Annotated in this window: 14 protein-coding genes; 13 read left to right on the forward strand and 1 reads right to left on the reverse strand. The window is 41.5% G+C overall.

The genetic code is table 11. The annotated features are described in order from the left end of the window. The first annotated feature begins 61 nt into the window (after positions 1-61). The 4 genes from rfbB (at position 62) to rfbA (ending at position 3516) form a co-directional block, all read left to right on the forward strand. Positions 62-1111 carry a dTDP-glucose 4,6-dehydratase gene (rfbB, locus tag FAZ15_RS13710; protein ID WP_136901883.1) on the forward strand — a complete coding sequence of 350 codons (1050 nt, stop codon included), beginning with the start codon at positions 62-64 and terminating at the stop codon, positions 1109-1111. 6 nt (positions 1112-1117) lie between these two features. After that, positions 1118-1675: a dTDP-4-dehydrorhamnose 3,5-epimerase gene (gene rfbC, locus FAZ15_RS13715; protein WP_136901884.1), complete on the forward strand. Its 558-nt coding sequence runs from the start codon at positions 1118-1120 to the stop codon at positions 1673-1675. A gap of 17 nt (positions 1676-1692) precedes the next feature. Further along, positions 1693-2547 (forward strand): dTDP-4-dehydrorhamnose reductase, encoded by an 855-nt coding sequence (gene rfbD / locus FAZ15_RS13720; RefSeq protein ID WP_136901885.1) that lies wholly within the window; start codon positions 1693-1695, stop codon positions 2545-2547. Positions 2548-2655: 108 nt separating this feature from the next. Then, positions 2656-3516, forward strand: coding sequence for a glucose-1-phosphate thymidylyltransferase RfbA (gene rfbA, locus FAZ15_RS13725; RefSeq protein ID WP_136901886.1), 861 nt, complete (start codon positions 2656-2658; stop codon positions 3514-3516). 257 nt (positions 3517-3773) lie between these two features. Here the strand turns inward: rfbA and FAZ15_RS13730 are convergent, their stop codons facing one another. Then, the gene (locus FAZ15_RS13730) at positions 3774-4190 is read right to left on the reverse strand and encodes an outer membrane beta-barrel protein (RefSeq protein ID WP_136901887.1); all 417 of its coding nucleotides are present in this window, start codon (positions 4188-4190) and stop codon (positions 3774-3776) included. 19 nt (positions 4191-4209) lie between these two features. On the opposite strand from FAZ15_RS13730, the gene FAZ15_RS13735 reads away from it, so the two are divergent. The 9 genes from FAZ15_RS13735 to FAZ15_RS13775 all read left to right on the forward strand — a co-directional run bounded on the left by FAZ15_RS13735 (position 4210) and on the right by FAZ15_RS13775 (position 14033). Then, positions 4210-4881, forward strand: coding sequence for a family 43 glycosylhydrolase (locus tag FAZ15_RS13735; RefSeq protein ID WP_238387268.1), 672 nt, complete (start codon positions 4210-4212; stop codon positions 4879-4881). Between the two features lie 275 nt (positions 4882-5156). Continuing rightward, on the forward strand, positions 5157-5762 hold the full coding sequence (locus FAZ15_RS13740) for a Crp/Fnr family transcriptional regulator (RefSeq protein ID WP_136901889.1): 606 nt from the start codon (positions 5157-5159) through the stop codon (positions 5760-5762). A 454-nt stretch (positions 5763-6216) separates the two neighbouring features. Then, the gene (locus FAZ15_RS13745) at positions 6217-6639 is read left to right on the forward strand and encodes an adenylyltransferase/cytidyltransferase family protein (protein WP_136901890.1); all 423 of its coding nucleotides are present in this window, start codon (positions 6217-6219) and stop codon (positions 6637-6639) included. A gap of 49 nt (positions 6640-6688) precedes the next feature. After that, a complete protein-coding gene (locus FAZ15_RS13750; protein ID WP_136901891.1) occupies positions 6689-7555 on the forward strand; it encodes an aldose 1-epimerase family protein in 867 nt (288 codons plus the stop codon). Positions 7556-7700: 145 nt separating this feature from the next. Continuing rightward, positions 7701-8699, forward strand: a complete 999-nt coding sequence (gene fbp, locus FAZ15_RS13755) for a class 1 fructose-bisphosphatase (RefSeq protein ID WP_136901892.1) — start codon at positions 7701-7703, stop codon at positions 8697-8699. Positions 8700-9000: 301 nt separating this feature from the next. Then, the gene (locus FAZ15_RS13760; protein ID WP_202912399.1) at positions 9001-10038 is read left to right on the forward strand and encodes a glycoside hydrolase family 43 protein; all 1038 of its coding nucleotides are present in this window, start codon (positions 9001-9003) and stop codon (positions 10036-10038) included. Positions 10039-10122: 84 nt separating this feature from the next. Further along, positions 10123-11133, forward strand: coding sequence for a GntR family transcriptional regulator (locus FAZ15_RS13765; RefSeq protein WP_136901894.1), 1011 nt, complete (start codon positions 10123-10125; stop codon positions 11131-11133). Between the two features lie 385 nt (positions 11134-11518). Beyond that, a complete protein-coding gene (locus FAZ15_RS13770) occupies positions 11519-13069 on the forward strand; it encodes a sodium:solute symporter (protein WP_136901895.1) in 1551 nt (516 codons plus the stop codon). A 22-nt stretch (positions 13070-13091) separates the two neighbouring features. Next, positions 13092-14033 (forward strand): dihydrodipicolinate synthase family protein, encoded by a 942-nt coding sequence (locus FAZ15_RS13775; protein WP_136901896.1) that lies wholly within the window; start codon positions 13092-13094, stop codon positions 14031-14033. Positions 14034-14279: the final 246 nt, after the last annotated feature.

Here is a 14279-nt window from a genome sequence, read left to right on the forward strand (position 1 = left end):
CCTCGTGAATACAGCGCATTTTATATAAGTTTGCATTTAGTACATGGCAAATCCATCAGAAATGAAGAAGAGTATTTTAATAACCGGTGGTGCCGGCTTTATCGGTTCGCATGTGGTACGGGAATTCGTAACCAAATATCCGGCATATCAAATTATCAATCTCGATGCTTTGACTTATGCGGGTAATCTCGAGAATTTAAAGGATATTGAAAACCGCTCGAATTATACTTTCGTCAAAGGGGATATTACGGATGCAGCACATATCTTCGCACTTTTTAATGAATACAAACCGGATGGCGTAATTCACCTGGCAGCCGAATCCCATGTGGACCGCTCGATTACTGATCCTTCCGCATTTGTAACGACTAATGTGATCGGTACAGTCAACTTGTTAAACGCAGCAAAAGAAATTTGGAAAGATAACTACCAAGGCAAGCGATTTCATCATGTCTCCACCGATGAGGTATATGGTGCTTTGGGGGATACAGGTCTTTTTACAGAAGATACCAAATACGATCCGCATTCACCTTATTCGGCTTCTAAAGCATCTTCCGATCATTTTGTGCGAGCATATCACGATACCTACGGTCTACCTATTGTACTGACAAATTGCTCTAATAACTATGGGCCAAACCACTTTCCAGAGAAATTGATTCCACTCTGTATTCATAATATATTAAATAATAAATCGCTTCCGATCTATGGCGATGGAAAATATACAAGAGATTGGCTGTTTGTGATTGACCATGCTAAAGCGATCAATCTGGTTTTCCATAAGGGCAAGAATGGTGACTCCTACAATGTAGGCGGTTTTAACGAATGGCAAAATATCGATCTCGTTAAAGAGTTATGTAAGCAAGTGGATGAAAAGTTGGGTCGCCCGAAAGGAACCTCAGCTAAGCTGATCACCTTTGTAAAGGACAGGCCTGGGCACGATCTGCGCTATGCAATAGATGCGAGTAAGATCAACAAAGAACTCGGGTATAAGCCATCTGTTACCTTTGAAGAAGGTTTGAGTAAAACTATCGATTGGTTCCTGAGCAATCAAGCTTGGTTGGATAATGTAACCAGTGGAGACTATCAGAAATATTACGATAAGCAGTATAGCTAAAATAGGATGAAAGCAACAGAAACAAAATTAAAAGGCTGCTTTATTCTGGAACCAGTCAAATTGGGAGACAGTAGAGGGTATTTCTTTGAGAGCTTTAATGAAATAACGTTTAATAATTTGATAGGTACGGACGCACACTTTGTACAGGATAATCAATCTTTCTCTACCAAAGGCGTATTGCGTGGACTGCATGCGCAAGCAGGCGAGTATGCACAAGCTAAGCTCGTGCGCGTATTGCAGGGTAAAGTAATAGATGTTGCAGTAGATGCACGTTCAGGCTCGGATACCTTTGGACAACATGTTGCCGTGGAACTGTCGGAAGAAAACAACCTGCAGTTATTTGTCCCCCGTGGTTTCCTGCACGGTTTCGTGGTATTGAGTGAAACTGCAACATTCTTCTACAAATGCGATAATTTCTATAACAAGGAATCGGAGTGTGGCGTAAAATTCGATGATCCGGCCTTGGACATAGATTGGGTAATACCAGCAAACGAGATGCTTGTTTCGGATAAGGATCAAGTATTGCCGAGTTTTGAAGAAGTGGTTGGAAGGATAACGGGCTAACTTCTTAACTTTACAATATGAAAATACTAGTTACCGGAGCTTACGGGCAACTTGGATCTGAAATAAAAGAACTAAGTCTAATCTATCTAAGCGATACATTTGTATTTGTGGATCGGGAGGAAATGCCTTTGGACGACGTATCCAGGGTGTTTGATGTGTTGGAAGAAATTGGACCTGATGTCATTGTGAATGGAGGAGCTTATACTGCCGTTGATAAGGCTGAATCTGAACCGGAGCTGGTAGATATCATTAATCACCAAGCGGTCGAGACCATGGCGACGTGGGCAGTGAAAAACCGAAAGAAATTGATTCAGATCTCTACGGATTATGTGTTCCAAGGTAACAGAGATATGCCGTTAAAAGAAGATGAACCAACCGACCCGCTCAACGTATATGGCCTTACGAAACTGAAAGGTGAAGAAGCAATCCTGAAGTCGGGAGCTGACGCTATAATCATCCGCACAGCATGGGTGTATTCCAGCTTTGGAGCTAACTTCGTAAAAACAATGATTCGGCTGATGACTGAGCGTGATGAGATATCAGTCATTAACGATCAGGTTGGATCACCGACATACGCCCGTGATCTGGCAAAGGCAATTCTCGATATTATCCATTCTGAAAACTGGCAAAAAGGAATTTGTCATTTTTCGAATGAGGGTAGAATTAGCTGGTACGATTTTGCGGTTGCGATTAGGGAAATAAAAAATCTGAATTGTAAAATTAATCCTATTCCAACAACAGCCTATCCGACACCGGCAGCGCGTCCCCGGTATTCGCTATTGGACAAAGGCAAGATAAAAAGTATATTTGGGGTAGAAGTGCCCGACTGGAAGGATAGTTTGGAAGTAATGTTGAATAGGTTGGAAGGTTAAGAGTTAGATGGCTGGAAAGAAGCTCAAAGGAAATGTTGAATAACTTGTAAAAATAAAGGGTGAGTGTTAGTCTCAATACTCATGTCTCAATACTAATATCTATTTGATATGAAAGGAATTATCCTTGCCGGAGGATCCGGCACACGATTACACCCGTTGACGTTAGCCGTATCGAAGCAACTGATGCCTGTATACGATAAGCCAATGATTTATTATCCGCTTTCGACACTGATGTTGGCAGGGATCAATGAAATTCTGATCATTTCCACACCACAGGATTTACCAAACTTCGAGAAATTGCTCGGTGATGGATCGCAGATTGGCTGTAGCTTTTCGTATAAAGAACAACCTTCTCCAGATGGTCTTGCTCAGGCGTTCATATTGGGTGAAGAATTTATTGGGGACGACAAAGTCGCCTTGATCTTAGGCGATAATATATTCCATGGATCGGGTATGTCCAAGCTATTGCAATCATGTGCTGATCCGGAAGGAGGTGTAGTCTTTGCCTATCAGGTACACGATCCCCAGCGCTACGGTGTCGTCGAGTTTGATCAGGATAACAAGGTGGTTTCCATTGAAGAAAAACCGACAACACCAAAGTCAAATTATGCCGTTCCCGGCTTATATTTTTACGATAACGATGTTGTTGAAATTGCGAAAAACATAAAGCCCTCTGCAAGGGGAGAGCTAGAGATTACAGACGTTAACAACGTATATCTAAAACAGGGTAAATTGAAGGTCGGCGTATTCGATAGGGGAACAGCGTGGTTAGATACAGGGACAGTTCAATCATTGATGCAAGCAGGTCAATTTGTGCAGGTCATTGAAGAGCGCCAAGGTATGAAGATTGGCGCAATCGAAGAGGTGGCCTACCGTATGGGATATATTAGTAAGGAAGAACTGATAAAAGTTGCTGAACCTTTAGTGAAAAGTGGATACGGAAAATATCTTCTACAATTAATAGAATAAGAAGTAAAAATATGACTTCAAGAGCAGTATATTTCGGCTTTAAAAAAGTAAAAAATGCGAAAACAAAGATCAGAGATATCAAAAATCGGAAAGACTTAATCTGATTTAAGAAAAAATGCATTGCTTTCGGAATCCACTAAACACTTCTACATACGTCTTCAGAACTTTATGAAGTTTTAATTTGTTCTTCATAATGTGTTTAGTAGGTTGAAAAACCTAGCTATAAGCCAGGTTTTTCAATATGAAAAGAGTTTAGATTAAAAATTATACCCTACGGATAAACCTATTATCCGGCTTCGGCTGTCCAGATCCTTGCTTGTTCTATTGATGGAGTGGTTGTATCTCAGGTCTACCGCAAAACGGTTGATATCCGTTCCGATATTGATAAAACCATCGCAGGTAAGCGTATTGAACTTGGTATTAGGCGTTGCATTCTGCTTTTTCAGATTGTAGTTTAATTGAGATCCTAATGATGTTCTTAAAAGCATTTGATCGGTTTGCACTATTTTATAGCCTACGTGCACAGGTACATTCAATTGATAAAATGTGGGATTATAGTTTTCTTGTTGAAAGGTGTACGTCGATTTAAACGTGGAGAATGTTAATTCCCCTTGCACATAGAGCTTTTCAGAAGTACGGGCGAAGATCCCTGCTTGGGCTCCGCAGCTCTTCAAAGATAACGGAAGCTATTACCTGACTTATACGGCCGATGAACAAACTGTATTGGCGCAGTCGACCTCTTTACTGGGGCCATACCGACAACAGGATGTTGTGCCTATTTATGCAGCGGAAAAGAACATTGACTCTTACATTTTTAAAGACGATGATGGTAAGTACTACCTCTATTGTGTGCGGTTTGATAGCGGTAACTACCTGTGGGTAGCAGAATTTGATCTAAAAACGGGGAAAATTAAACCGGAAACATTCAAGAAATGTTTTGGACAAACGGAAGCCTGGGAAGCGACGCCAAATTATAAGTCGGATCCGATTATTGAGGGCCCTACCGTGATCAAGCTCAAAAATAAATATTACCTGTTCTATTCGGCCAACCATTTCATGAACATCGACTATTCCGTGGGCTATGCGGTAGCTGATTCGCCTTATGGCCCGTGGGAAAAACAAAAAAATAGTCCCATCATCCACCGTGCTATCGTTGGTGAAAATGGTGCAGGACACGGTGATTTGTTCGAAGGGTTAGACGGACAATTGTATTATACCTACCACATCCACTACGACCAAAATAAGGTCAGCCCAAGAAGAACTCGTATCGTGCCGGTAACAAAAAAATGGAATACGCAAACTGGTATTTATGCGTTTTCAGTAAAAGAAAATGACGTTATTGTACCCGTGATAGTAGAAAAATGATGTCAACCCGATTGACGTATAGCCTTGTGTTGTCTACGTTACCCCTGAGGTATATATGACGTGTGTTTACTGGAATAAGCAATAATGCCAATTTTTGCTTATTCCAGTAAACAATTTTATTGTTATGTATCTGCATTACATTCAGGAATACTTTTCCCATCCTTGATTTCCTAACTACGCATTTTTTTTAAAAATGTGATCAAGGTTATATTTTTTGTAAGTGAGATAAGTTACTTTTATCCGCTTTTAATATAGAGCATCCGTTATTGTTACCTATGTACGAACTTGTCAATTTATACCCGAATGGGGGGAAGGAAATGTTGCATTTCTTTCACAGCTTGTTTCCGCTCTCTAAACCAGTTATGGTCTATGTCTTGGAAAATACCCGCTATATCAAGGTGACGAAAGGAAAATTTATCCGAAGTCCGCTTGATAACACCGAAACTATTTACTTTATCGTAAAGGGGCTGATGAGAGGCTTTATACGGGATGAGGGCGTAGAGATTACCACTTGGATAAATGAAGAAAACAATGTTGTAGGAAGTATCCGTAATCTTGGTTTGGACGTAGATACGGAGGAGTATATACAGGCGCTGGAAGATACGCTACTGATTGCCATTAGTAGAACCTGCCTGGATGAATTATATGACCGCTACCCCGAAACAAATATAATAGGCAGAAAAACATTGGAAATGTATTACCGCGAGGCGGAGGAAAGAGCCTACCTGTGCAGACTTCCTTCCGCCGAAAAGCGTTACAAACGACTTGCTCAAACACGTAAAGGATTGATTGACCGTGTAAGACTTAAATACTTGGCTTCTTATCTGGGCATGAAAAAGGAAACATTGTGCCGCATCCGCAAAAAATTTAAAGCTCTTTAGCCACGAACAGTAGCATTCGACATAAAATAAGTTGTGGATGGATGCCAATAAGTGACTGCCTAAAAAATGCAAAATCGAGTGTGCTGTGGAATAATTAATGTTTTTTTAATAGAGAAAATTTCAAAAGTTAGTATATTTATCCCAAAGTAACTCTACCTGCGTGAACTTGGAAAATTTGGTTTCTAGGACATGAATGGATAAAATAAGTGAGCCTATACAGGTTTGTTTGATAATCAACTGGATTGGCTCATCGAAGATACTTTAGACGTGCTAACGGCATGTATACTTTATGATCACTGATTTTTGACTTTTAAAATATGAAACCATCATGATTTATTTAATCATACATTTGAATGAATAACTTAGCGTAGCGATTTCATGAATACCTTTGAAAGCAAAATAATAATGAATAAATCATGATAACTTCATCACAACTAAAAATAGAATTAAATAGATGAAAATAGGAATAACTTTTGGCGTATTTGATCTGCTACATGCTGGCCATATTATGATGCTTGAAGAAGCAAAACGAAATTGTGATTATTTAATCGTCGGATTGAATACGGATCCTTCAGAGGTCTCTCCGGAGAAGAATAAACCGACACAATCTGTTGTTGAGCGTTATATACAGTTGGAAGGTTGCCGTTATGTGGATGAAATTATCCCCTATGAGACGGAGCAGGATTTAGCCGATATGATTAAGGCGTTGCCGATAAATGTCCGTTTTATCGGAGAAGAATACCGCGATCAGGACTTTACCGGGCGTAAATACTGCATCGAAGAAAAGATCGACATCTATTTCAATAAACGGAGTCATCGCTTTTCGAGCCATGGATTACGCCGGGTTGTAGCAGAGAAAGAAGCGTCTAATAAGTAATCAGACCCCCTCTAAAGTCTAACATCTCAGATCTAAAATCTAAATTAAAATGATACTTGAAAACGATGTACTCCGAGTAGAAGTGGTACAGGAAGGAGCTGAGCTACGGAGTGCATACGACAAGAAGGGTGAACGCGAATACATTTGGCAACGGAATCCAAAGTTTTGGACAAAAAGTGCACCCGTGCTGTTTCCGATTGTTGGGTATCTAAAAAATGGTACCTATCGGCATCATGATCAGAAGTATCAACTGCCTAAACATGGTTTTGCACGCGACCGTATCTTTGATTTGGTTGTTCAAACGGAAACGGAGCTTAGCTTCGTCTTACGGGCAAACAAACAGACGAAAGACCTATACCCTTTTGACTTTGATTTCTTTGTGCATTACATCCTTGAAGGCGATACGTTGTATTGCACCTACGAGGTGTGGAATAATAGCGAAGAAGAGATGTTGTTTTCCGTTGGAGGACATCCTGCGCTGCAGTTAGACTTTTCACAACGAAGAGGTTGGGCAGATTACTTTTTGGAATTTGCCGCCGACAGCGCATTGACCCGATATTACCTACGGAATGATCTACTGCATACACAGCCCGAGTTTTATCCGTTAGAAGACCAACGGCTGCAATTAAGCGCAAATATGTTCAGAGACGATGCCTGGGTATTGAAGAACCTGCAATCCAAAAAAATACGATTGGGTAATCGACAGGAAGATTACAGTGTAGAATTTGCCTTTGAAGGGTTTCCCTATCTCGGGTTGTGGTCTGCTCCGGGGGCATCTTTTATCTGCTTGGAACCTTGGTGTGGTGTTAACGACACCGCACAGCATAATGGTGTACTGGCAGAGAAGGAAGGTATTGTTTTCCTTCCGCTAGCAGAACGGTGGCAGCAGACCTGGTCGTTATCCATACTGAAGTAATATTGTGAAAATTTAAGCTAAGGCAAATAACTGCTAAATTTGATAACGATTGCGTAGAATTTGCACTGAAAAGCAGCGGATTGGTAGGCTTTTTGGCTACTATTCACTACCTTTATGAAACCTACATGCCACCAACTTAAATACCATGACAGCATTTAAAACATTAGGACAGTTTATTATTGAAAAGCAAGCGGATTTCCCGTATGCGAAGGGCGAATTTTCCCGTTTATTACGCGATATCGGTATCGCGGCAAAGATCGTAAACCGCGAAGTGAACAAAGCGGGTTTGGCGGATATCCTGGGCTCGGCAGGTAAGGTAAATATACAGGGCGAAGGACAACAGAAATTGGATGTATATGCCGATGAACAGTTTATCGCAGCACTGCGGAGTGGCGGGGAATGTTGTGTAGTTGCTTCGGAAGAACATGAAGATCCCATCTGTATCCAATCTGAAGTTTCGAAAAATGCGAAATACGTGGTCTGCATTGACCCACTGGATGGATCGAGTAATATCGATGTCAATGTATCAGTAGGAACTGTATTTTCCATCTACAGGCGTACATCTGCCGGAGGGGAAGCCACATTGGCGGATATCCTGCAAAAAGGCGCTTTACAAGTAGCCGCGGGGTACATTATCTATGGTTCGTCGACGATGTTGGTGTATACCACAGGAAGAGGTGTGAATGGTTTTACATTGGATCCCAGTATTGGCGAATTCTGTCTGTCACATCCGGATATTACAATCCCGGCTAAAGGACGGATCTATTCCGTTAATGAGGGCAACTACCGGAAGTTTCCGGATGGAGTAAAAAAATACATTAAGTATTGCGAAGAAGAGGATATGGATACGGGACGCCCTTATACGGCACGATATATCGGATCGTTGGTCGCGGATATCCACCGTAACCTTTTGTTGGGAGGCGTATTTCTATACCCCAATAGCTCTTCACATGCCAACGGCAAACTGCGCTTAATGTATGAGGCAAATCCGGTGGCTTTTATCGTGGAGCAGGCAGGGGGGAAAGCGTCGGATGGTGTGCGGCGCATCCTTGATTTAGAACCTACGGAGCTACACCAGCGTACAGCGTTGTACTGCGGCAGCACAGATATGGTCGAAAGAATCGAAACTTATCTACAGGGTTAAAACCACCATAAAAAGAGTCGTTAACAAGATGTTGAATGCTGAATTTTGAAATGACATTAATTTGACACGAGAGATGTACTAAACGCAATAAAGGTCCCGTTATAATAACTCATAATTTAGGTTAATAATTGGTTAATTAAAATATCCTGAAGCTCCCCGCTTCAGGATATTTTTTTTGTACAGTAATTAAATGTAGTGTCGACGTTTAATTGTATTTTAGTATATTTGTTATGCATGTTATAAACCGAATAATGTAAACCGTATGTTTTGGTTAGCAATAAATCAACCCTATAAAAAAATAATGAAAGCACTTTTAAAAATTTGGATCCTATTCGTTTGTATGCTATCGGTCGGTTGTACGACTGCTCAACAAGCCGAGCAGCAACCTGATGTAGCCCCTTTTATCCGACAACGTGCGGATCCGTTTATCACGAGAGGAACTGACGGAACCTATTATTTTATTGCTACAGTTCCGGAATACGACCGCATTGAGATTCGTCAATCAAAGACGCTGGATGGCCTGAAAGATGCCGAAGCAACTGTTGTATGGCGTAAACATAGCGAAGGTATAATGGGGAATCATATATGGGCCCCGGAGCTCCATCAGATAGATGGCACGTGGTATGTCTATTTTGCAGCCGGCTCGGCTAAGGATAAATGGAAGATACGCAAATATGTGTTGTCAAATACCGCAGACAATCCGACGGAAGGCGGTTGGAAAGAGGAAGGTGAGATGAAAAGCCATCGCAACGAGTTTTCGTTGGATGCAACGACTTTCACCTTAAAGGGGCAACGGTATATGATTTGGGTGGATCGGGCTTCGGACGAGGTAACTAATACCGGGTTGTATATTGCGAAGATGGTCGATCCAATAAAACTGGATGATCAACAGGTGGTTATTAGCCAACCGGAATACGACTGGGAAATGAAAGGGCATAAAGTTAACGAAGGTCCGGCCGTTCTGGTTCGTCATGGCAAGGTATTTTTAACTTTTTCAGCCAGCGCAACAGATGCTTCCTATTGCATAGGTCTTCTGTGGGCGGATGAAACATCGGATCTTTTGGATGCTAAATCGTGGCATAAGCTTAGTGAACCTGTATTTTTTACGAATGAAAAATTACAGCGCTTCGGTCCTGGGCATAACAGTTTTACCACATCGGAAGATGGAACTACGGACATCATGGTATATCACGCCCGTGACTACAAAGAGATCGACGGTGAACCGTTGTATGATCCTAATCGTCATACCCGTGTACGGGTGTTAAAATGGACACAAGATGGCATGCCCGATTTCGGTCAGGAATATGGTGATGAGGAATTCTCAAAAGGTGAACGCTAATTCCTAATAACTGTTACCAGCGCGAGTTAGAATTTGTAGCTCGGACTTTTATTGTATCTTTAATTCAAGGAAAAACGGTATAGCATGAAGCCACTAAACATAAAGAACAACAATGCGTTACTTAAATTCGAACAGATCGCGAATTCCATCATACTGGAAATTGAAAAGGGCAGGCTAAAGAAAGACGAGCAGCTCCCTTCGATTACTGTTTTTAGCAAAACATATGGCGTGTCGCGCGATACGGTTGAAAAAGCTTTTAAGAAATTGATACGGGAAGGATATGTCAAGGCATTTCGCGGGAAGGGTAACTTCATCCTTGGGGTACAAGATGTTCGATTAAGAGTTCTGTTGATCTTTAATAAATTGAGTTCCTACAAAAAAATCATCTACGATGCTATCATTTCGGAATTTGGCAACGGAGCGAAAGTCGACCTCCAAATTCACCATTACAATCCACAGCTGCTCGCTGAAATTATTGACGAAAATTTTGGAAATTATCACTATTATGTGATCATGCCACATTTTATGCATGGAGCGGAAGAGGCCACTTATATGAAAACGTTCTTAAAGATCCCCGCAGATCAGCTGGTTCTGTTGGACAAAGATCTCCCGCAGTTGGTCCATTCGGGAATAGCAGTATATCAGGATTTTAAGCACGATATATTTAATGCCTTCATGTCGGCAAACGATCTGATGAAAAAATATAATAAGATCGTCGTTGTGTTCCCTAAATACAGCAATCACCCGATAGAACTCAATGAAGGTGTGCTGAAATTCTGTGCGCAAACAGGCAAAGAGTTTGCCGTTATTTCCGATGCGGATAAAGAAGTATTAGAAAAAAGAACGTTATATATAGTATTGACTGAAGCTGATTTGGCGACCTTAATTAAGAAAACCAAAACCCTTCGATTGAAACCTGGTAAGGATATGGGAATACTATCTTTCAATGAAACAGTGCTGAAAGAGCTGCTAAATATTACCGTTATTACCACTGATTTTGAAAAGATGGGAAGAACAGTTGTGCGTTTGATTCGGGAGAGAAAGGCAGAACACATAAATAATCCATTCTCTATTATTCGTCGGGGTTCTGTATAGCACAAAAAAGCCTCGTGGTATTCATGAGGCTTTTACAAGTTCCTGGTTTCATGCCGGGGAGAGATGAAAAAGAGGAGACATTTTTGATGGCGGTTACCTTTGAAGTGAATGATGATTTCTTTTATCAAAAGTAGCTGGCTCGCGTTAACTTTTTATTATTAACCTGTTATTTCACTGTTACTTTTTGGATAGCCTTCTTATTACCTCTATTCTTTCAGTTCTTAATGATAATATGTTGGATATTTTGGATAATTTCCTTTAGTATTTGAACGTGTATGCTCCCCATATTTGTTATACCAAATATAGATCGTATGACAATACAGGAGCATCAAGTATTTCTAGTGTGCCGTAGGGATTTGCACCTCTCGGCAAATATCAGTTGGGTATGAAAAACTTACCTGTATTTGATTTAGTAATCATCCTTGTTTACCTGATCGGAATGGTATTGGTCGGCGTCTATTTCTCCCGACGTAATCGCTCGACAGAAGAATTTACGCGAGCGGCCGGAAGAATTCCCGGCTGGGCAATCGGCATCTCGATATATGCTACTTTTTTAAGTTCAAATACCTTTCTAGGCGTACCGGGAAAGGCTTATGGAGGTAACTGGAATGCCTTTGTATTCAGTCTTTCCATGCCCCTGGCAGCATGGCTTGCAACCAAGTACTTTGTTCCGTTTTATAGAAGCACGGGAGAGGTTTCTGCCTATACCAATTTGGAAAAGAGATTTGGTACCTGGGCTCGTACATACGCGGTCGTTTGTTTTCTGTTGACCCAACTGGCACGTATCGGTTCGATCTTCTTTGGTATTTCCCTCACCCTGCAAGCGTTGACAGGGTACAGCATGGTCACGATTATGGTGGTTACCGGAATTTGCATCGTGATATACACGGTGCTGGGTGGAATAGAAGCCGTGATCTGGACCGAAGTGGTGCAGGGCGTCTTGAAAACGTTAGGTGCTATAGTTATCATATATCTGGTCGTAAGGGAGGTGCCGGGTGGTTTTCAGGATATCTTCAAAGAAGGACTCGCCAACGATAAATTCAGTCTGGGAACAATGGAATTTGATTTTGTCAGTTCGTCATTTTGGGTCGTGCTGTTGTATGGTTTTTTTATCAATCTGAATAACTTCGGGATGGATCAAAACTATGTGCAGCGCTATCATACAGCAACAAGTCCAAAGGAAGCGAATAAATCTGTTTGGCTTTGTGTTTGGATCTATGTTCCAGTGTCCTTTTTGTTTTTTGTAATTGGTACATGCCTCTATACCTACTACCAACAGCATCCCAATCTTCTGGAAACGATCAAGTTGCAAGCAGCATCAGAGCAATTAGGACTTGCACTTCATCGTTTGGAAGTGAGCGAGCTGGCCGCATCGATGAAGCCAGCAGACTATGGTGACAAAATTATGCCTCATTTTATGGTTTATATGATCCCAACGGGATTATTGGGACTGATTGTTTCCGCTATTCTATCGGCAGCCATGAGTACCGTTAGCTCCGGGATGAACGCTTCGGCTACTGTATTTACGGAGGATATCTATAAACGGTATATCAACAACAAGTCGTCGGATAAGAATAGTTTGAAGGTACTCTATTGTGCAACCGTCGTGGTGGGTTTGATCGGTATGTTGTGTGGTATTGCCATGATTGGTATAAAGAGTTTGTTGGACGCGTGGTGGACATTATCCGGAATTTTTGCCGGAGGTATGTTGGGGCTGTTCTTGCTGGGGCTGATCAGTAAAAAAGTAAACAATAATGACGCGTTGATCGGAACGATTGTGGGGATCTGCGTGATTCTATGGATGACATTTTCCTATCTCATTCCTGAACAATATGCTTTCTTAAAAAACCCACTCCATGCCAATATGATCATTGTGGTAGGTACCTTGTCTATTTTTTTAGTAGGAAACCTAAGTCGAAAATTAAGAAGAATGTAAACGATATATATGCGTGTTAACTATGATAGTTCGAAACGATAAAAAATTTATCCCAGTGATGCTTATGCCTTTTCAGGAGGATGGAGCAATTGATTATACCGCACTGGCGGAGCTTGTTGAATATTATTTAGACGCAGGAGCGGGCGGGTTATTTGCCAACTGCCTGTCGAGTGAAATGTTTAATCTGTCGAAAGAAGAAATGCTAAAGTCCGTTTCTTTTATTGTGGAAAAAGTCAACGGGCGTGTCCCTATCGTGGCGACGGGAACGTTTGAGGATAGCTTAGAAAATCAGGCGCAGTTTGTGCGGGAAATCTATGCGACGGGCGTAGATGCAGTCATTGCAATTACCGGATTGCTCGCAAAAGAAGACGATAGTGAAGAAACGTTCCGTAGGAATGTAGAAAATTTGCTAGAATGGACAGCGGATGTGCCTTTGGGCTTTTATGAATGTCCGGCACCGTATAAGAGAATTATTCAACCGGAATTTTTGGGCCAACTTGCAAAGACAGGTCGAATTAAATACCATAAAGACACTTCCTTGGATATGAGGAGTATCGAAGCTAAAATAAGGGAGACCGCGGGTTGTGTGGATTTTGGTTTGTATGATGCGTACATGGCGCATGCTGTGGATTCCCTGAAAGCGGGATCGGCAGGACTTTCCTGTATTCAAGGTAATTATTTTCCGGAAATGATCGTCTGGCTTTGCGATAACTACAACCGGGTGGATAAGCAACATGCGGTTGCTCAGGTGCAAAGTTTTTTGATCGACCATATGGAGGTGATGCATTATGCGTACCCGACATCCGCTAAATATGTGTTGCATAAATTGGGGTATACTATTCCCGTACGGAGTAGACGTAAAGACATTGAGGCGTTAGATGAACAAGCACAGCAGAATTTAGAGATGTTGATGGAAAAGTACGATCGTTTGAAAGTAGAAATCGGTGGCTTTCTTTGTGGGTGACTAAATGCGTATCCCGGTCATAGCAAACATGTCAATCATACGAGATGATACTGGAGAGGCTTATTCACTGCAATTTCGTGTAACGAGGACTCAAAACCCGATCATAACGTAAAAAGAGGCAGAGCTACCGGCGAAATTTACTATCGATCAGGCAGGTAAAATCAGGTATGCACTGATTGGATCGAATGGTAATATGGATTATACAAAATTGGAAATGATCGAATTAGTCGAGTCAGTAAAAAAACC

The organism is Sphingobacterium olei (assembly GCF_005048855.1).
In the GTDB taxonomy this organism is placed as follows: Bacteria; Bacteroidota; Bacteroidia; order Sphingobacteriales; family Sphingobacteriaceae; genus Sphingobacterium; species Sphingobacterium olei.